Genomic DNA, 18,496 nt, shown 5'->3' on the forward strand with positions numbered 1-18,496 from the left:
ACTACCTTCCGTGCTCTTCGGTGGTGTCCGGGGCGGTGTCCGCCCGGTCGTCGGTGGCGGTGCCGGACGCCCCGGCCCGGCCCGTCGCGGCCTCGGCGGAGGGCTCCCCGCGCCCGGCCACGCCTTCCATGGCGGCGACCACGTGCTCGTCCTTCCAGCCGCGGTCGAACTCGGCGACCGCCCGCCCGTGGAACATCACCACGAGCCGGTCGCAGACCTTCAGGTCGTCCAGTTCGTCGGAGACGATCAGCGCGGCCTTCCCGGCGTCCGCGACCTGCCGGATCCGGCGCAGCAGGAACTCCTTGGACTTGACGTCCACCCCGTTGGTGGGGCGGATGGCGACCAGCACATGGGGATCGGTGGCCAGGGCGCGGGCGACCACCACCTTCTGCTGGTTGCCGCCCGACAGGGCCGACACGGGGGTGGAGCCGCCCGGGGTCTTGATGTCGAGGTCGCGGATCATGCGCCGGGCGAAGCTCCTGGTCCGGGCGGGCAGCACCGTGCCGTACGGGCCGAGCTGGTCGGTGACGGTGAGGGTGGCGTTCTCCGCCACGCTGCGGTTGTTGACCAGGCCCTGGAGGTGCCGGTCCTCCGGGACGAGCCCGACGCCGACGGCGAGCGCCGACGGCACACTGCCGCCGCGCACCCGCCGCCCGCCGACCGAGATCGTGCCCCGCTCGGGGCGGTGCAGCCCGGCGACGGTCTCGCCGACCCGCACATTGCCGCTGGCCGCCGCGCCGGCGAGGCCGACCACCTCGCCCGCGCGCACCGACAGCGACAGGTTCTCGCAGGCGCCGGGCAGGGTGAGGCCCTCGACCGTGAGGAGGTCGGGGGAGTCCGGCCGTACCGGGGGCCGGTTCTCGACGGCTGCCGCCGCCGTGACGGTGGTCTCCCCGGTCATGGCCTCCACCAGCTCCTGGTGGCCGAGCCGGGCGACGGGCGCGGTCAGGATGTGGGCGGCGTCGCGGTAGACCGTGACGGTGGTGCAGAGGTCGTACACCTCTTGCAGGTGGTGCGAGATGAAGAGGAAGGCGACGCCCTGGCGCTGGAGGTCGCGGAGCTTGTCGAAGAGGCGGCCGATGCCGCGGGCGTCGAGCTTCGCGGTCGGTTCGTCGAGGATGATGAAGCGCGCGCCGAACGACAGTGCCCGCGCGATCTCCACGAACTGCCGCTGTTCGACGGTGAGATCCCTCGCCCGCGCGCCGGCCTTCACGTCGACGCCGTATCCGGCGAGCAGCTCCTCCGCCCGCGCCCGCAGTTGCTTCCAGCGGATGGGGCGGGCCGCGCCGTCGCTCTGCCGGTTCAGGAAGAGGTTCTCGGCGACCGTCAGGTCCGGGATGATCGTGGACTTCTGGTAGACGCAGGCGACCCGGGAGCGCCAGGCGTCGATGTCGCCGACGGGGGGCGCCGCCTCGCCGGAGAAGCGCAGGGTTCCGGTGTCGGCGGGCCGCAGTCCGGTCAGGATGGACACCAGCGTCGACTTGCCGGCGCCGTTGCGGCCGACGAGTGCGTGCGACTCGCCCGGGGCGATGGTGATCCGGGCGTCGCGCAGCGCGACGGTGGCGCCGAACCTCTTGCTGATGCCGGTGGCCTCGGCCACCGGGGCGGGACTCCCGGCGGCGGGGAGCCCGCCGCCGTTCGCCGCGGCGGTCGCGGTGTCCGCCATGTGGATACCGTCCTTCGTGGGGTGGGTACGAGAGGGTGCGGGCGGAGGGACGGGCCGCGCCCCTCCTCCCCGGTGCCGGTCCGGCGACGGCTAGCCGACGTTGTTGCCCCACAGGGTCTTGTCGTCCACGTTGTCCTTGGTCACCAGCGGCGCGGGCAGCTGGTCCTCCAGGCCGTTCGGGATCTCGATGATCGTGGAGTCGTGGTCGGTGGCGCCGGGCTTGAACGTCTTGCCCTCGGCCGCGGCCTCCGCGTAGTACAGCGCGTACTTGGCGTAGAGGTCGGCGGGCTGGGAGACGGTGGCGTCGATCTGACCCTTGCGGATGGCGTCGAACTCCTGCGGGATGCCGTCGTTGGAGACGATCGAGATGTGGCCCTTCTGCCCGGCCGGCTTCAGCAGGCCCTTCTGCTCCAGCAGGGCCAGGGTGGGCTGGAGGAAGACGCCGCCGGCCTGCATGTAGACGCCGTTCAGGTCGGGGTGCTGGGCGAGCAGGCTCTGCAGCTTGGCGGAGGCCACGTCGCCCTTCCAGTCGGTGGGCAGCTCGAAGACCTTGATCTTGGGGAACTTCGTCTTCATGCACTCGGCGAACGCCTCGGAGCGGTCGCGGCCGTTGATGGAGTCGAGGGCACCCTGCAGCTCGGCGACCTTGCCCTTGCCGCCCAGCTGCTTGCCCAGGAACTCGCAGGCCTTGGTGCCGTAGGCCCGGTTGTCGGCGCGCACGACCATGTAGACGTCGCCCTTGTCGGGCCGGGTGTCGACGCTGACCACGGGGATCTTCTTCGACGCCAGGGTGTCGAGGGTGGAGGCGATGGCGCCGGTGTCCTGCGGCGCCATGACGACGGCCTTGGCGCCCGTGTTCTGGAACACCTGCACGTTGGCGACCAGCTTGGTCACGTCGTTCTGCGAGTTGCTGAGCGGCAGCGCGTTGATGTCCTCGGACTTGACGTCCTTCTTCAGGTACTCGGCGTAGGAGTTCCAGAAGTCCGAGTCGGAGCGAGGCAGGTCGATCCCGATGGCGGGCTTGTCACCGCCCGAGCCGGCCGAGCCGGAGGAGCTGTCGCGATTGCACGCGGTCAGGAGGGCAAGGGCCGCGAGGGTGCAGACCGCTGCGGCGGTGGAGCGGGTGCGAGCGAGCTTCATGGCCGGGTTCTCCTTAGCCAGGACGGGGAGGCCGCCCTCCGGGACAGGCGTGAGTGGACCGTCGGAGGGGAGGGTTGGGGGTCAACCGGTGAACGAGCAGCGGAGTTTGACCGGCCACGAGGCAGTGGTGCGATTCCTCCGATGTATCTCGGACGTCGAGGACGTTACGACGGCATTGCCGGAGTTGACAAGAGGTCCTTCCCGATGAGTTGTGTCCGTGATCGAGGGGGGAGGTGGCGATCACCGGGGGGAGGATGTCGTACATGACCGATCCGTGACCTGCGGAATGGCTCCCTGTCGATCAAATACATCCGAGGAATACGTTGTCAGCTCGCCGAACTGCCCCTACAGTCACGGTGCGCCATTCCTCCGATGAATGAAGGAGTCACTTCATGGCAAGGGAGCATCCCCAGTGAAACTGCTACGCGTCGGCGCCCCGGGGGAGGAGCGGCCCGCCGTCCGCACCGACGACGGCCGGCTGCTGGACCTGTCCTCCGTGGCCACCGACATCGACGGTGCCTTCCTCGCCTCCGGCGGAGTCGACCTGGCCCGCGCGGCGGTCGTGGCGGGCGGACTGCCCGTGCTCGGCACCGAGGGCCTGCGCGTCGGCGCCCCCCTCGCCCGCCCCGGCAAGATCGTCTGCGTCGGGCTGAACTACCGCGACCACGCCGCCGAGACCGGCGCCGCGATCCCGCCCCGCCCCGTGGTCTTCATGAAGGACCCGGGCACGGTCGTCGGGCCGTACGACCAGGTATTGATCCCGCGCGGCTCCGGGAAGACCGACTGGGAGGTCGAGCTGGGCGTCGTCGTCGGACGGCGGGCCCGCTACCTGGAGAGCCCCGAGGAGGCGGCCGGGGTGATCGCCGGATACGTGGTCAGCCACGACGTCTCCGAGCGCGAGTTCCAGCTGGAGTACTCCTCGCAGTGGGACCTCGGCAAATCCTGCGAGACCTTCAACCCGATGGGCCCGTGGCTGGTCACCGCCGACGAGGCCGGCGACCCCCAGGACCTCGGGCTGCGCCTGAGCGTCAACGGCGTCAAGCGCCAGGACGGCCACACCCGCGACATGATCTTCCCGGTCCACGAGATCGTGGCGTACCTCAGCCGGTACATGGTCCTGGAGCCCGGCGACGTGATCAACACCGGTACGCCCGCCGGCGTCGCCCTCGGCCTGCCCGGCACCCCCTACCTCCGCCCCGGGGACACCGTCGAGCTAGAGATCGACGGGCTCGGGAGCCAGCGCCAGACGTTCGGCCAAGCGTGAAAGGCACCCCCGTGACTGCAACCCCCGCCCGGATCACCGCGGTCGACACCTACGACATCCGCTTTCCCACCTCGCGGGAGCTGGACGGCTCCGACGCCATGAACCCGGACCCCGACTACTCCGCCGCCTACGTCGTACTGCGCACGGACGCCGGGGACGGCCTCGAAGGGCATGGCTTCACCTTCACCATCGGCCGCGGCAACGACGTCCAGGTCGCCGCCATCGGCGCCCTGCGGCACCACGTGATCGGCCGTTCGGTCGAGGAACTGTGCGCCGACCCCGGCTCGGTCAACCGCGACCTGATCGGCGACAGCCAGCTGCGCTGGCTCGGCCCCGAGAAGGGCGTGATGCACATGGCCGTCGGCGCCGTCGTCAACGCCGTGTGGGACCTGGCCGCCAAGCGCGCCGGCCGGCCCCTGTGGCAGCTGCTCGCCCACGCCGAGCCCGAGTGGCTGGTCTCCCAGGTCGACTTCCGCTACATCGCCGACGCCCTCACCCCCGAGGAGGCCCTGGACCTGCTCCGGCGGGGCCGTACGGGGCTCGCCGAGCGCGAGGCGGTGCTGCTGGAGCGCGGCTACCCCGGGTACACCACCTCCCCGGGCTGGCTCGGCTACTCCGACGAGAAGCTGACCCGGCTGGCCAAGCAGGCCGTCGCCGACGGCTTCACCCAGATCAAGCTGAAGGTCGGCGCCGATCTCGACGACGACGTCCGCCGCATGCGCACCGCCCGCGCCGCCGTCGGCGACGGCGTGCGCATCGCCATCGACGCCAACCAGCGCTGGAACATCGGCGAGGCCGTCGAGTGGACCCGGGCGCTCGCCGAGTTCGACCCGTACTGGATCGAGGAACCCACCAGCCCCGACGACATCCTCGGTCACGCCGCCGTCCGCCGGGGTGTCGCCCCCGTGAAGGTCGCGACCGGCGAACACGTCCAGAACCGCATCGTCTTCAAGCAGCTCCTCCAGGCCGACGCCCTCGACGTCCTCCAGATCGACGCGGCCCGCGTCGGCGGTGTCAACGAGAACCTGGCGATCCTGCTGCTCGCCGCGAAGTTCGGCGTACCCGTCTGCCCGCACGCCGGGGGCGTGGGCCTGTGCGAACTGGTCCAGCACCTGTCGATGTTCGACTACCTGGCCCTGTCCGGCACCACCGACGACCGGGTCATCGAGTATGTCGACCACCTCCACGAGCACTTCACCGCTCCCGTGGTGATGCGCGGGGGCCACTACGTCGCCCCTCTGACCCCGGGATTCTCGGCCACCATGCATCCCGCGTCGCTCGCCCAATACCGTTACCCCGACGGCACGTTCTGGGCCGCCGACCTCGCCGGACGAGAGGAAGTCGCATGACCGGGCAGACGGGCGCACCGACCGGACCGACAAGCGGACCCGCCGAGCCGAGGGGGGAACTGGCGGGGCTCACGGCGATCGTCACCGGAGGCGCGTCCGGCATCGGGCTCGCCACGGCCCGGCTGCTGGCCGCCCGGGGCGCCGCGGTCGCCGTGCTCGACCTCGATCCCACCGGGGCGCCGGCCCCCCTGCTCGGGTTGAAAGCCGACGTCACCGACGACACTTCCGTCCGGGCAGCCGTAGCCGACGCCGTCCAGCGGCTCGGCGGTCTCGACATCCTCGTCAACAACGCGGGCATCGGCGCCATCGGCACCGTCGAGGACAACCCCGACGAACAGTGGCACCGCGTCCTGGACGTCAACGTCCTCGGCATCGTCCGCACCAGCCGCGCCGCCCTGCCCCACATGCGGGAATCGTCCCACGCGGCCATCGTCAACACCTGCTCCATCGGCGCCACCGCCGGCCTGCCGCAGCGCGCCCTCTACTGCGCCAGCAAGGGAGCCGTGCTCTCCCTGACCCTCGCCATGGCCGCCGACCACGTCCGCGAGGGCGTCCGCGTCAACTGTGTCAACCCCGGCACCGCCGACACCCCCTGGGTCGGCCGCCTCCTCGACGCCGCCGACGACCCGGTGGCCGAGCGTGCCGCCCTCGACGCCCGCCAGCCCATGGGCCGTCTGGTCACCGCCGACGAGGTCGCCGCGGCCATCGCCTACCTGGCGAGCCCCGCCGCGGCATCCGTCACCGGCACCGCCCTGGCCGTCGACGGCGGTATGCAGGGCCTGCGGCTGCGCCCGGTGGGCTCATGAGGACCAGGACCCTCGGTCGCACCGACGTCCGGGTCACCGAGCTGGCGTACGGCGCGGCCGGCATCGGCAACCTCTTCCGTCCGGTGGCCGACGAGGAGGCCGCCGCCGCGGTCGACGCCGCCTGGGACGCCGGGATCCGCACCTTCGACACGGCACCCCACTACGGCCTCGGCCTCTCCGAACGCCGCCTGGGCGCCGCCCTGCGCGAGCGCCCCCGGGACACCTACACCGTCTCCACCAAGGTCGGACGTCTGCTGGTGCCCGCCGAGGACGGCGGCCCGGCCGACGACCTGGCCCACGGCTTCGCCGTCCCCGCCACCCTGCGCCGCGTCTGGGACTTCAGCGCCGACGGCGTCCGCCGCTCCCTCGAAGCCAGCCTGGAGCGCCTCGGCCTGGACCGGGTGGACGTCGTCCTCCTCCACGACCCCGACGACCACGCCGCCCAGGCCCTCGACGAGGCCTACCCGGCCCTCGAACAGCTGCGCGGCGAAGGCGTCGTCGGAGCGATCGGCGTCGGCATGAACCAGACCGCCGTCCCGGCCCGCTTCCTCCGCGAGACCGACATCGACGTCGTCCTCCTCGCCGGCCGCTACACCCTCCTGGAACAGGAGGGCCTCACCGAGCTGCTCCCCGAGGCCGCCGCCCGCGGCCGGAGCGTCCTCATCGGCGGCGTCTTCAACTCCGGCCTGCTCACCGACCCCCGACCGGGCGCCACCTACGACTACGCCCCGGCCCCGGAACCCGTGATCCGGCGGGCCCTGCGCCTGAAGGAGGTCACCGAACGCCACGGTGTGCCGCTGCGCGCCGCCGCCCTCCGCTTCCCCCTCGGCCACCCGGCCGTCGCCGGCGTCCTCACCGGCGCCCGCTCACCGGACGAGGTCCGCGACACCCTGGAGCAGTCCCGCCTCCCCGTACCGGCCGCCCTCTGGGAGGAACTGCGCGCGGCGGGTCTCATCGCACCGGAAGCCCCCGTGCCCGCCGAAGAGCCTGCCGAGGACAAGGAGCCGTCGTGAGGGTCGCCCTGCACACCAAGGTCCGCGCCGACCGCGTCCAGGAGTACGAGGCGGCCCACCGCGAGGTCCCCGAGGAGCTGACCACCGCGATCCGCGTCGCCGGGGTGAGCGAGTGGACGATCTGGCGCAGCGGCACCGACCTCTTCCACCTGCTGGAGGTCGAGGACTACGCCGCGATGATCACCGAGCTGGAGAGGCTCCCGGTCAACATCGCCTGGCAGGCCCGTATGGCGGACCTCCTCGACGTCGTCCACGACTACTCGGCGGAGGGGTCCGACGCGGGACTTCCCGTGGTGTGGGAACTGTGACACCGGCCGGTGCACACGCCCCGCCCACCGGGATCGTCGACGCCCACCACCACGTGTGGGACCTCTCCGTCCGCGACCAGGACTGGATCACCGGCCCCGAACTCGCGCCGCTGCGCCGCGACTTCACCCTCCGCGACCTGGAACCGCAGGCACGCGCGGCCGGGGTCAGGGCCACCGTGCTGGTGCAGACGGTCACCGTGCCCGAGGAGACCCCCGAGTTCCTGGCGCTGGCCGCCGGCAGCGACCTGGTGGCCGGGGTCGTCGGCTGGACCGACCTCACCTCTGCCGAGGTCGGTGCCGCCCTCGCCGGGCTGCGTGAACAGCCGGGCGGCGAGCACCTCGTGGGCATCCGCCACCAGGTGCAGGGCGAACCCGACCCCCGCTGGCTGGTACGCCCGGACGTGCTGCGGGGCCTGGCCGCCGTCGCCGACGCGGGACTGGTCTACGACCTCCTGGTCAAGCCCCACCAGCTGCCGGCCGCGGTGGAGGCGGCGGCCCGCCTCCCGCACCTCACCTTCGTCCTGGACCACGCGGCGAAGCCGCCCGTCGCCTCCGGTGAACTGCGGCCGTGGGCCGGGGAGATACGACGCCTGGCCGCCCTCCCCAACACCGTCTGCAAGCTCTCCGGACTGGTCACGGAGGCGGACTGGCAGAACTGGTCCGTCGCCGGCCTCCGCCCGTACGCCGACACCCTGCTCGACGCCTTCGGCCCGCACCGGCTGATGTTCGGCTCCGACTGGCCCGTCTGCCGGCTGGCCTCGGACTACCGCGAAGTCCTCGACACGGCAGGGGAATTGCTGTGCGGGCTCGGCCCGGCGGAACGCCGGGAGGTCTTCGCGGCCACCGCCGTCCGCGTCTACGGCCTGCGGACCTGAGCCAGGGCCGCCAGCCCTTCGGGGGTGCGCGGACCGGCCGCGTCGTCGGCCAACAGGCCCTGCTCGCGCAGCAGTCCGGCGACCGCGATGCCCCAGGGCAACCGCAGCCCGGCCTGCTGGAGGAGGTCCGTGCGGGCGAGCATCGCGGCCACCGGGCCCGTGCGCGCCCCGGACGGGGTGAGCAGGGCCGCGTCGTCGGCCCAGCGCAGGGCGAGGTCGACGTCATGGGTGGCCATGACCACGGTGGTGCCGGACCGGCGCAGTTCGTCCAGGGTGGCGAGGAGCCGTTCCTGTCCGTCGGGGTCGAGCCCGGCCGTCGGCTCGTCGAGGATCAGGACCCGGGGCCGCATGGCGACCGCGCCCGCGATGGCGGTCCGCTTGCGCTGGCCGTAGGAGAGCAGATGGGTGGGCCGGTCGGCCAGGGCGCCGATGCCGAGCGCGCCGAGCGCCTCGTCCACCCGGGCCCGCACCTGTGCGTCGGACAGCCCGAGGTTCAGCGGGCCGAACGACACGTCCTGGGCGACGGACGCCGCGAACAGCTGGTCGTCCGGGTCCTGGACGACCAGCTGGACCGTCGTCCGCAGCCGGGTCAGCCCCTTGCGGTCGTACGTCACCGGCCGCCCCTCGACCGCGAGTTCGCCGGTACGGGGCCGCAGTCCACCGCTGAGCAGCCGCATCAGTGTCGTCTTGCCGCTGCCGTTGCGGCCCAGCAGGGCGAGCGCGCGCCCCTCGCGCACCTCGAAGTCGAGGCCGTCGAGCACGACCGGGCCGTCCTCGTAGGCGAAGGAGGCGCCCCGCAGGGTGACCAGCACGGGGTCGCTCATGTCAGCGGCCTTTCCAGGACGAAGGTGAGGGCGGCGACGGCGGCGAGCAGCGCGACTCCCGCGCCGATGAAGCGGGCGGAGATCCGGGCCTCGGGCACCAGCACGCGCAGCGTGCCGTCGTACCCCCGCCCGGCGAGGCCGGTCTGCAGCCGGGCCGCCCGGTCGAAGGCCCGTACGAACGCGGTGGCGCCGAGACCGGCGAGCGAACGCCAGGTCGCGGCCCGGGTGGTGTGCCCGAGCCGGGCGGCCTGCGCCTCGCGGATCCGGCGCACGGAGTCCAGCAGGAGAAAGCTCATCCGGTACGTGACCAGCGCGACGTCCACCACCGGCGCGGGCACCCCCGCCTTCACCAGACGCGGCAGCAGGTCCGACATGGGCGTGGTGAAGGCGAACAGCAGCACGCCGAGGGAGGCGGCCGAGGTGCGCAGCAGCAGTTCCCCGGCGCGGGCCGGGCCGCCGTCGGCCAGGGTGACGAACCCGTCGGGCCCGCCGACCTGGACGAGCAGCGGCAGCGCGCCGGTCACGCAGAAGCCCAGCGGCACCCGGTAGGCGCGCCACAGCCGGCGGCCGGGCACGCCCGCCGGACCCAGCAGCACGGTGAGCGCGGCCGACAGGACCAGGGCCGCGCCGGGCCAGGGCGGCAGCGAGATCGCGAGCACGGTGAGGCCGAGCCCGAGCACGGCCTTGTCCACGGGATGGCGGTGGCGCCAGCGGCTGCTGTGCGCCGCCGCGTCGATCGGCAGCACGAGGGTCAGACCCGCCCGGTGGGGGAGTTCCCCCCGGCGGGACCACCGGAGGCGCGCTCCTCGCCGGTCGCGGTCTTCGTGGCCGTGGAGGCCGTGGAAGCCGTAGAGGTCGGGGGAGCCGCAGTGGTCGGGGGAGCCGCAGCGGCCGTCCACGCCGCCGTGGCCGTCGCGTCCGCCCCCGGCTCCGGAACCGGGCCGGTGTCCGCCCCGTCCAGCTGCGCCCGGGCCCGCGCCTCACCCTGGCGGCGGCCCCGGTGGAGGCCGAAGTAGTAGGCGAGGACCCCCGCGCCGAGCGCGGCCTGCAGGGAGAAGAGAGCCGACTCGATCTCACCGGACGGCGGCTCGTACAGCGGGGAGAACCAGGGCTGGTAGTCCGGCTCGATCTCCGTGATCGCGGTCTCCGCCTCGCCGTCGGCGCCCGTGAAGGGCTCCTCCTTGTGGTCGCCGAGGCCGAGGGCCAGCGGCAGGACGGCGAGCGCGGCCACGACGAGCAGCAGCAGGAGGTTGATCTTCGTGTTCCGGTTCACCGGGCCACCGCCTTCGTCTCGGTCTCGGGCCCGGCGCTGTCGCGGTTGCCGGTCAGGAGCACGCCGAGCCGGGTCAGTTCGCCCTTGCTCGACTGCACCAGCAGACGCATCACCAGCACGGTGAGAAGCCCCTCGCTGACCGCGAGCGGGATCTGGGTGACGGCGAAGATGGAACCGAACTTGCCGAGCGCGCCCAGGAAACCGCTGCTCGGGTCCGGAAAGGCGAGCGCCAGCTGCACGCTGGTGACGCAGTAGGTCACCAGGTCGGCGACGAACGCGCCGAAGAACACCGTGACCATCAGAGGCACGTCGAACCGCCGCAGCAGCCGGTAGACGGCGTAGCCCGCCCAGGGGCCGGCGATCGCCATCGAGAAGACGTTGGCGCCGAGCGTGGTCAGGCCGCCGTGCGCGAGCAGCAGCGCCTGGAAGAGCAGGGTGATGGTGCCCAGCACCGCCATGATCGGCGGCCGGAACAGGATGGCGCCCAGTCCGGTGCCGGTGGGGTGGGAGCAACTTCCGGTGACCGACGGCAGTTTCAGCGCGGACAGGACGAAGGTGAAGGCACCGGAGGCGCCGAGCAGCAGGGTGCTCTCGGGATGCTCCCTGACCTCACGGGTGAGTGCCCGGACTCCGTGGACGACGAACGGCGCGGACGCGACACCCCAGGCGATCGCGTGCGCCGGAGGAAGGAAACCCTCGGCTATGTGCATGGCTCAGCAGACCCTCTCCAGCACCTCGTGGATGGTTGACGCGCCTTGGCCGGTCTCCTGGCTGACGGGTACCACCGCCCGTGCTCCGCCTTCCCGGGTCAAAAGACCCAGTGGCTGTCCGTGAGGACTGGAGCCGGACTTCCCGATCACAGTGGCGAGGGCCGCACCGGCATCACACCGGATTTCCCGTTCACCAAGGCGTGGTGACAGTAGTGCCCAGATAAGGGCGCTGACAAGCGGAGACGAGGGGCGCGCGGGCGCCGTGGAACAGCTCACACCCCCGCGCACGCCCCACTGACCCCACACCACACACCAGTGATCACTCGACGTCGTGGGATGGCGGGAACCGTTCGCACAGAAGGGCCGCCCTTGGCCGGAGATCCGGCTCTGCGCTTGAATGCACCCTTCATGCCGTCGGCACAGGGAGTCCGCAGTGCACCGCCCGACCTTGATTCGCAGTTCGCGCCGTCTCGGCGTCCTCACGGTGGCCGCGTTCGCGCTCGCCGTCGCCACCGCGGGGCCGGCCGCGGCCCACGCGGAGGTCGAGGCGGAGGGCGCCCGAGCCCTCGACCAGAACGTCGACCTGGAGTTCTCCGCCGAGTCGGAATCCGCGTCCGCCGGTATCACCAAGCTGGAGGTGATCCTTCCGAAGGGCATCGTCCCCGCCGACCTCACCTACAAAGGTGGCCCGGACGGCTGGAAGTTCACCCCCACCGACCGGGGCTACACCGTGTCGGGCACGAAGCTCGCGGTCGGCGAGGACGTCGAGTACACCGTCACCGTACGGCAGTTGCCCGACGCCAGGTCGCTGGTCTTCAAGACCCTGCAGTCCTACAGCGACGGCAAGGTCGACCGGTGGATCGAGCTGGAGGAGGAGTCCGAGGGGGACGGCCACGGTCACGGTCACCCGGCCCCCCGTCTCGACCTGAAGGCCGCCGCACCCGGCGCGAAGCCGGTCAGCCCCACGCCCAGCCCGTCGGAGGAGCCCACGACGGCGCCCTCCTCACCCGAGCCCGGCGCCACGGCCTCCACCTCGTCGGCTGAACCCGCGGCGGCCAGCACCGACGACGACGCCTCCCTCGCCGTGCCCCTCGCCGTCGGCGCGGTGGTCCTCCTCGCCCTCGGTGGCGGGGCATGGTGGCTCAGGTCCCGTCGGGGCGGGACCGCCTGACGCTCCGATCGGGAGACCAGGCAGGGACAGGCGGGGCGACTCCCGGCTGCGAGGACACACTCCCGGTGGACCGGTGCGCACGCTCGGTCCACCGGGTGGTCCTCGTCTGACCGAAACCTGACACGACCTTTACTGCGACCTTCTTGCAGCTGCGGCTACGGCGCACGAGTCTGAGGGGACTCGACAGCACCGACGCGGCACCGGCCCGCCCCTCGGCCTTCGGCGTCGCGCTCGTCTACCCGATGCGCGGCCCCGCCGGGATCTTCGGCCCCACCTGCGGGGCGTGCGCGCGGCCGGCCGCCGAGGAGGTCAACAAGGCCGGGGGAGTGCTGGGCAGGGAGCTGCGGCTGGTCGAGGTCGACGGCGGAGCCGAGCCGTGGCGGGTCGCCGAGGAGGTCGAGACCCTGGTCGCCGCGGGCGCGGTGCAGGGCGTCACCGGCTGGCACGTCTCCTCAGTCCGGCAGGCCGTGGCGCCACGGATCGCACACCGGGTGCCCTACGTCTGCACGGCCCTGTACGAGGGCGGGGAGCGCACCGAGGGCGTCTTCATGACGAGCGAGACGCCGTCCTGGCAACTGCTGCCCGCGATGCGGCTGCTCGCCGAGTCACGCGGGATCGGCCGCTGGTTCGTCGTCGGCAACGACTACGTCTGGCACCGCCGCACCGCCGCACCGCCGCACCGCCGCGGGCGGCCCGGGGTTACGCCCGCGAGTGCCGGGGCCGGGTCGGCGGTGAGGCGTATCTGCCGCTGGGCACCGAGGACTTCGGGGGCGTGCTGCGCCGCATCGAGCGGGCCGACGCCGACGGGGTCCTGATGCTCCTGGTCGGCAGTGACGCGGTCCGCTTCAACCGGGCCTTCGCCGCGGCCGGGCTGGACCGGCGGTGCCTGCGGCTGAGCACGCTGATGGACGAGAACATGCTGCTGGGCAGCGGCCCCGAGGCCACCTTCGACCTGTACAGCGCCGCCGGTTACTTCGCCTCGCTCGCCGACCGGAACACCATGGACTTCCACGGCCAGTACGCCGCCCGCTTCGGCCCGGAGGCACCGGTCCCGAGAAGTGTCGGCGAGCCCTGCTACGAGGGTGTCCTGCTGCTCGCCGCGCTGGTCGAACGGGCGGGCGCCCTGGACGTGTCGGCGATCGGGGCGGTCGCCGACACCGTCGCGTACGAGGGCCCGCGCGGGCTGCTGGGCCTGGACGGGCGCCATGTCCGCCAGCGCATCTACCTCGCGCGTGCGGAGGGATACGACTTCAACGTCCTCGCCCAGCTGCGCGCTCCGCACGACCTGCGCTGACCCCGCCCCGGCCCTCGGCGCTCCCGCCCAGCTCCAGAGTGCGGGCCAGCCGGGCCAGCAGGATTCCCAGCTGCCTGTCGTCCTCGTCGGTGAGCGGTGGTTCCGACCCGGTCCAGCCGGCGCGCACTTCACGGGCGAGCAACTGCCATCGCTGCTTGCCGCGCGGGGTGAGATGGGCGAGGACGCGGCGCCGGTCGACGGGGTCGACGCGGCGGAACACCAGGTTCTGGTCGACGAGTTGGTCGATCAGCTTGGTCAGGCTCGGCGCCGCCAGGAAGGCGTGCTCGGCGAGAGCCGTCATGTGGTGACCCTGCCCGTCGGAGAGCAGGTCGAGGACCCGCCACGCCTCCACCGAACAGCCGAACTCGTCGAGCACGGACTGGACTCGGCGTACGGACAGGCGCTCCGCCCGGCTCAGCAGATGGAGCAGTTCCTCGGGCCGCCTCGCCATCGCACTCCTCGACTCGCCTGCCGCCGCCCCGGCGACGGTGCTGCCCGGAGCTTACCTGCGATCATCTCGCTCCTCATGGGCAGGTCATGAACACATGTTTTCCATGGGAAACAATGATTCCGGCGCCCCGGAAAACACTTCCTCGGGAAATTGTTCAGCAATTGCTCCGAAGGACGGTCGGTGTCGCCGAGGTCATCGTGCTCGTGGCGATCGTGGCCTTCCTGCGATGGCGCCCATGGAGCGAGGGGTACGGGGTCCGGGCGACGCTCGGCGTGCCGACGGCCGGGCGTCCCACGGCACTCCGGCGAGGGCCCCGGCTTCGCGCCCGCCCTACCGGGCGTGCAGCCCGTCGGCGAGGTGTCCGTGGCTGTGCCGCCAGCCCGTCGGCACACGCAGGGCGCCCACCAGGTGGGGATGGCCGAGCGGGAGATCCGCGTGCACGTGGGCCGTCGGCGCGGGAACCGCGGGCGAGCCGGTCGTCGACGAAGCGGGCGGCCACAGGCGTACGGCCAGCAGAGCCGCAGCCAGGGCGATCGCCCCCAGGGCGAACACCGCCCGGCCGAGTCCCGCCGCTCCCAGCCATCCGGCCAGCGGGTACGTCAGCAGCCAGCAGCCGTGCGAGAGGGAGAACTGTGCGGCGAACGCGGCCGTACGGTCCCCGGGCGCCACCGAGCGGCGCACCAGCCGCCCGGCCGGGGTGAGCACCGCCGAGGACGCGGCGCCGAACGCGGCCCAGAGGACCAGCAGCGCGGGCAGCCGCCACATCCCGTCCCGCGCGGCCGTGACGGCCCCGAGTCCGGCGAAGACGACGGCCAGGGACAGCGCGCCCGGCAGCATCACCGCCCGGTCGGGAACCCTGTCCAGGACGCGCGGCAGCATCAGGGCCACGGCCATCGACCCGGCGCCGTACGCCCCGAGCGCCAGTGGGACGGCGCCCGCCGACAGGCCCAGCACCTCGCGGACGTACACCACCGAGTTGACCGTCACCATCGCACCGGCCGCCGCGACCGCGAGGTTCAGGGCGAGCAGGGCCCGCAGCGCGGGGACCCCGAGGAGGAGGCGGCTGCCGGCCGTGGCCCTGGCGTACACCCCGTCCGCGCGGGGGCGGGCGGGGGCGGGCCGTTCGGGCAGGGCGGTCGAGAGCACCAGCGCGGCCGAGGCGAGGAAACCGAGGACGGTGCCGGTGAACAGCCGGTCGTAGGTGACCACGGACAGCAGGGCGGCCGCGAGGGCGGGGGAGAAGAGGCTCTCCAGGTCGTACGCGAGCCGGGACATCGACAGCGCGCGTGTGTAGTCGCGCTCCTCGGGCAGCACGTCGGGGATGACGGCCTGGAACGTGGGCGTGAACGCGGCCGAGGCGGACTGCAGGAGGAACACCAGGACGTACACCTGCCAGACCTCGCCGACGAACGGCAGGGACACGGCGATCCCGGCGCGCACCAGATCGGCCGTCACCATGAGGGCGCGGCGCGGCAGCCGGTCGGCGACCGCGCCGACGGCCGGGGCGATCACCACGTACGCCACCATCTTGATCGCCAGGGCCGTCCCGAGGACGGAACCGGCGTCGGCGCCCGCGAGATCGTAGGCCAGCAGTCCGAGGGCGACGGTCGCGAGCCCCGTGCCCACGAGAGCGACGACCTGGGCGGCGAACAGCCGCCGGTAGGCGCGATGACGCAGAACGGCGAGCATGCGAACGGCTCCCCTCGGCGTGGCGTCGAGCGGTCGGGTGTCGGTACGCACGAGTGTAACCCTCATGTGCGCACGTGCGCACATGACAGTGCCCCGTATGTGACACCCCGCGTCGAAGGCGAAACGCCTACGCTGGCCCCATGCCAGAACGCCACGCCGTGTCATCTGCGTCCGGTGCGCACCTGCGTGCCCCCGACAGCGCGCGGCTCGCCGAGGCGACCGGCGTGTTCGCGATGCTCTCCGACGCCACCCGGCTCCATCTGCTGTGGCTGCTCGCCCAGGGCGAGTCGGACGTGGGGTCCCTGGCCGACCGCTGCGACGCCTCCCGCACGGCGGTCAGCCAGCATCTGGCGAAGCTCCGGCTCGCCGGGCTCGTGGACACCCGCCGTGCGGGCCGTCACATCTACTACAGCCTCGCCGACGGCCATCTCAGGCGCCTGGTCGTGGAGGCCCTCAGTCACGCGGACCACCGGGTCAGCGGCCGGGCGCCGCACGACTGACCACCCGACGGCGACCGGGCCGCCGGATCATGGCCCGGCCGTCGCCCGGATCACCTCGGGCCGGCCACCGGCGCGATGGACTCCAGCGTCGGCACGACCTCCTCGATCGAGCCGTCCGCCGCGAACACCAGCCGGTCCAGGGTGGATTCCCGGCGAACGCCGTCACCGCGCGGGGTGCCGGGCCCCGGGATGGCGAACCGGTGATAGCAGATGAACCAGTCGTCGGTGCCGGGGACGTTCACGACCGTGTGGTGGCCGGTGGCGAGGATCCCGTGCTCCGGGCGCTTGCGCAGGACGACCCCTCTCTGCGTCCACGGGCCGAGCGGCGAGGGCCCGGTCGCGTAGGCCACGCGGTAGTCCTCGCTGCGGGTGTCGTCCTCCGACCACATGAAGTAGTAGACGCCCTGCCGCTTGACGACGAAGGCACCCTCGCGGAAGTTCTCCGGAGTGAACCGCCGTACCCGCGCCGGGTCGAAGGACACCATGTCCTCGTTCAGCGGGACGCCGTACGCCTCACAGTTGCCCCAGTAGAGATACATGGTGCCGTCGTCGTCCTTGAAGACGGCCGGGTCGATCATCTGGCCCGCGTAGTCGTCGCGCGCGACGAGCGGCCGGTCCAGGGCGTCCCGGAAGGGGCCGGTCGGGCTGCCGGCCACGGCCACACCGATCTGCTGGTCGGCGCAGAAGTAGAAGTAGTACGACCCGTCGCGCTCCCCGGCGGCCGGTGCCCAGGCGTGGCGGTCCGCCCAGCTCACGTCCGACTCCAGGTCGAGGACGACGCCGTGGTTCTCCCAGGTGACCAGGTCGTCGGAGGAGAACACCTCGAAGCGGGTGCCGCCCCAGCCCTCGAAGCCGTCCGTCGTCGGATAGATGTAGTAACGGCCTTGGAATTCCTGGATGTTGGGGTCGGCGTACAGTCCCGGCAGCAAGGGGCTGCGCATCGGCACCGCCTCGACCGTCCAGGTGCGGGCGGTCCCGTCGGCCGTGGTGACGGTGTAGCCCTTCGGGGTGCGGAAGTCGCGCGGGGTGCCCGACGCGGGATCGATCCGGGAGCCCGCGGACAGGGTGAACTCCGGTGCGAGAGCATCGAGTCCGGTGCCCGGGTGCAGGGGCAGGACGACCTTGGACGCGGCGTCGTCGACGAGCGCGTACGCCTTCAGGCCGTCCGGCACGTCGGCGTCGACGACGGACGCCGCCGGCGCGTATCCGGCGAGGAGCCGTTCGTACTCGGCCCGCGTCACCGGCAGCACCGAGCCGTGCCGCGCGCCGGGCGGCAGCGCGAACTCCGCGCACGGCGTCCACTGCCCGGAGTCCGGATCGGTGGTCTCGAACGGCACGTAGCCGCGCCCGCTGAACTCGTCGACGAACAGGTACCACGTGCGGTCGTCCGTGTTCGAGCGGAAGACGATGGGCCCCTCACCCTGCTCGACGACCCCGTGCCCGATCCGGTCGGCCACGAAGTCGTACGAGGTGCCGCGCAGCTCCTTCGACTTCTCCACGGTGATGAACTTGCCGCCGGGCGCGGCGGGGGAGTTGCCGCGCTCGTCCTTGGTGAAGCGGTAGTAGGTGCCCTCGTGCCGGACGACGGTCGAGTCGATCACCGAGTGGCCGGGGTCGTTCCACGGCCGGGGCTCGCTGAAGACGCGGAAGTCACGGGTGGTCGCGTAGAGCATCCGGTTGTGGGTGTCGGCGGTGTGGTCCGGGTCGTCCTCCGCGTACAGCTTCGACGCCCAGAAGACGACGAACTCGCCGAGCTCCGGGTCGTGAACGGCCTCGGGCGCCCAGACGTTGCCGGCGGTGTCGGGGGCGACGCGCACCCGTCGGTGGTCGGTCCAGCGCACCAGATCGGTGCTCTCCCAGACCATGAGCGAGGTGCTCCCGGTGCGCTGCACCCGGTCCCAGTCGCCGTCCGGCTCCCCGTGCATCCTGAGGTCGGTGGCGATCAGATAGAAGCGGTCGCCCTCCGGGGCGCGCACGAGGAAGGGATCGCGCAGTCCGCCCGTGCCGAGGTCCGAAGTGAGCACCGGCGCTCCGCCGTTCAGCTCGCGCCAGCGCAGCGGGTCGTCGCCCCGGCTGAGCGCGAACCGGATCCGCTCACCGTCCGGGCTGCCCTCGCCGGTGAAGTAGACGAAGACGTATCCGGCGTACTCCTGCAAGCCGACC

At 72.5% G+C, this 18,496-nt stretch carries 17 protein-coding genes, 1 pseudogene and 1 riboswitch; of the genes and pseudogenes, 9 read left to right on the top strand and 9 right to left on the bottom strand.

Going from position 1 to position 18,496, the window contains the following annotated elements; genetic code table 11:
• Nucleotide 1 precedes the first annotated feature (1 nt).
• Together ACZ6BB_RS28130 and ACZ6BB_RS28135 are read right to left on the bottom strand one after the other, a co-directional pair.
• Nucleotides 2–1,666, bottom strand: coding sequence for a sugar ABC transporter ATP-binding protein (locus ACZ6BB_RS28130; RefSeq protein WP_471617934.1), 1,665 nt, complete (start codon nucleotides 1,664–1,666; stop codon nucleotides 2–4).
• A 90-nt stretch (nucleotides 1,667–1,756) separates the two neighbouring features.
• On the bottom strand, nucleotides 1,757–2,806 hold the full coding sequence (locus ACZ6BB_RS28135; protein ID WP_471617935.1) for a sugar ABC transporter substrate-binding protein: 1,050 nt from the start codon (nucleotides 2,804–2,806) through the stop codon (nucleotides 1,757–1,759).
• Between the two features lie 412 nt (nucleotides 2,807–3,218).
• On the opposite strand from ACZ6BB_RS28135, the gene ACZ6BB_RS28140 reads away from it, so the two are divergent.
• From ACZ6BB_RS28140 to ACZ6BB_RS28165, 6 genes are read left to right on the top strand one after another with little or no spacing between them, the layout of a single operon-like run.
• On the top strand, nucleotides 3,219–4,070 hold the full coding sequence (locus ACZ6BB_RS28140; protein WP_471617936.1) for a fumarylacetoacetate hydrolase family protein: 852 nt from the start codon (nucleotides 3,219–3,221) through the stop codon (nucleotides 4,068–4,070).
• 11 nt (nucleotides 4,071–4,081) lie between these two features.
• Complete coding sequence (locus ACZ6BB_RS28145; protein WP_471617937.1) at nucleotides 4,082–5,419, top strand: L-fuconate dehydratase; 1,338 nt, start codon at nucleotides 4,082–4,084, stop codon at nucleotides 5,417–5,419.
• Complete coding sequence (locus ACZ6BB_RS28150) at nucleotides 5,416–6,225, top strand: SDR family NAD(P)-dependent oxidoreductase (RefSeq protein WP_471617938.1); 810 nt, start codon at nucleotides 5,416–5,418, stop codon at nucleotides 6,223–6,225. The genes ACZ6BB_RS28145 and ACZ6BB_RS28150 overlap by 4 nt, the downstream gene beginning before the upstream one ends.
• Nucleotides 6,222–7,238 carry an aldo/keto reductase gene (locus ACZ6BB_RS28155; RefSeq protein WP_471617939.1) on the top strand — a complete coding sequence of 339 codons (1,017 nt, stop codon included), beginning with the start codon at nucleotides 6,222–6,224 and terminating at the stop codon, nucleotides 7,236–7,238. Before ACZ6BB_RS28150 ends, ACZ6BB_RS28155 begins: the two co-directional genes overlap by 4 nt.
• Nucleotides 7,235–7,546, top strand: coding sequence for an L-rhamnose mutarotase (locus ACZ6BB_RS28160; RefSeq protein ID WP_471617940.1), 312 nt, complete (start codon nucleotides 7,235–7,237; stop codon nucleotides 7,544–7,546). The genes ACZ6BB_RS28155 and ACZ6BB_RS28160 overlap by 4 nt, the downstream gene beginning before the upstream one ends.
• A complete protein-coding gene (locus ACZ6BB_RS28165) occupies nucleotides 7,543–8,421 on the top strand; it encodes an amidohydrolase family protein (RefSeq protein ID WP_471617941.1) in 879 nt (292 codons plus the stop codon). Before ACZ6BB_RS28160 ends, ACZ6BB_RS28165 begins: the two co-directional genes overlap by 4 nt.
• Here the strand turns inward: ACZ6BB_RS28165 and ACZ6BB_RS28170 are convergent.
• From ACZ6BB_RS28170 to ACZ6BB_RS28185, 4 genes are read right to left on the bottom strand one after another with little or no spacing between them, the layout of a single operon-like run.
• Nucleotides 8,403–9,245: an energy-coupling factor ABC transporter ATP-binding protein gene (locus tag ACZ6BB_RS28170; RefSeq protein ID WP_471617942.1), complete on the bottom strand. Its 843-nt coding sequence runs from the start codon at nucleotides 9,243–9,245 to the stop codon at nucleotides 8,403–8,405. The two genes, ACZ6BB_RS28165 and ACZ6BB_RS28170, sit on opposite strands and share 19 nt — an antisense overlap.
• Nucleotides 9,242–9,991, bottom strand: coding sequence for a cobalt ECF transporter T component CbiQ (gene cbiQ, locus ACZ6BB_RS28175; protein WP_471617943.1), 750 nt, complete (start codon nucleotides 9,989–9,991; stop codon nucleotides 9,242–9,244). The genes ACZ6BB_RS28170 and cbiQ overlap by 4 nt, the downstream gene beginning before the upstream one ends.
• A 5-nt stretch (nucleotides 9,992–9,996) precedes the next feature.
• A complete protein-coding gene (locus ACZ6BB_RS28180) occupies nucleotides 9,997–10,518 on the bottom strand; it encodes an energy-coupling factor ABC transporter substrate-binding protein (protein WP_471617944.1) in 522 nt (173 codons plus the stop codon).
• Complete coding sequence (locus tag ACZ6BB_RS28185) at nucleotides 10,515–11,228, bottom strand: energy-coupling factor ABC transporter permease (RefSeq protein WP_471617945.1); 714 nt, start codon at nucleotides 11,226–11,228, stop codon at nucleotides 10,515–10,517. Before ACZ6BB_RS28185 ends, ACZ6BB_RS28180 begins: the two co-directional genes overlap by 4 nt.
• Before the next feature lie 30 nt (nucleotides 11,229–11,258).
• A riboswitch (cobalamin riboswitch) is annotated at nucleotides 11,259–11,441 on the bottom strand.
• Between the two features lie 220 nt (nucleotides 11,442–11,661).
• On the opposite strand from ACZ6BB_RS28185, the gene ACZ6BB_RS28190 reads away from it, so the two are divergent.
• A complete protein-coding gene (locus ACZ6BB_RS28190) occupies nucleotides 11,662–12,399 on the top strand; it encodes a DUF1775 domain-containing protein (protein WP_471617946.1) in 738 nt (245 codons plus the stop codon).
• Between the two features lie 242 nt (nucleotides 12,400–12,641).
• A pseudogene (locus ACZ6BB_RS28195) lies at nucleotides 12,642–13,693 on the top strand (substrate-binding domain-containing protein).
• Here ACZ6BB_RS28195 and ACZ6BB_RS28200 read toward each other — a convergent pair.
• Both ACZ6BB_RS28200 and ACZ6BB_RS28205 read right to left on the bottom strand, forming a co-directional pair.
• Nucleotides 13,650–14,144 (bottom strand): MarR family winged helix-turn-helix transcriptional regulator, encoded by a 495-nt coding sequence (locus ACZ6BB_RS28200; protein ID WP_471617947.1) that lies wholly within the window; start codon nucleotides 14,142–14,144, stop codon nucleotides 13,650–13,652. The pseudogene ACZ6BB_RS28195 and the gene ACZ6BB_RS28200 overlap by 44 nt on opposite strands.
• A 330-nt stretch (nucleotides 14,145–14,474) precedes the next feature.
• Nucleotides 14,475–15,833: an MFS transporter gene (locus ACZ6BB_RS28205; protein ID WP_471617948.1), complete on the bottom strand. Its 1,359-nt coding sequence runs from the start codon at nucleotides 15,831–15,833 to the stop codon at nucleotides 14,475–14,477.
• Between the two features lie 140 nt (nucleotides 15,834–15,973).
• On the opposite strand from ACZ6BB_RS28205, the gene ACZ6BB_RS28210 reads away from it, so the two are divergent.
• On the top strand, nucleotides 15,974–16,333 hold the full coding sequence (locus ACZ6BB_RS28210) for an ArsR/SmtB family transcription factor (protein ID WP_471617949.1): 360 nt from the start codon (nucleotides 15,974–15,976) through the stop codon (nucleotides 16,331–16,333).
• Nucleotides 16,334–16,383: 50 nt separating this feature from the next.
• Here the strand turns inward: ACZ6BB_RS28210 and ACZ6BB_RS28215 are convergent, their stop codons facing one another.
• The gene (locus tag ACZ6BB_RS28215) at nucleotides 16,384–18,489 is read right to left on the bottom strand and encodes a glycoside hydrolase family 43 protein (protein ID WP_471617950.1); all 2,106 of its coding nucleotides are present in this window, start codon (nucleotides 18,487–18,489) and stop codon (nucleotides 16,384–16,386) included.
• Between the last annotated feature and the right edge of the window lie 7 nt (nucleotides 18,490–18,496).

The organism is Streptomyces sp. NPDC041108 (assembly GCF_055592645.1).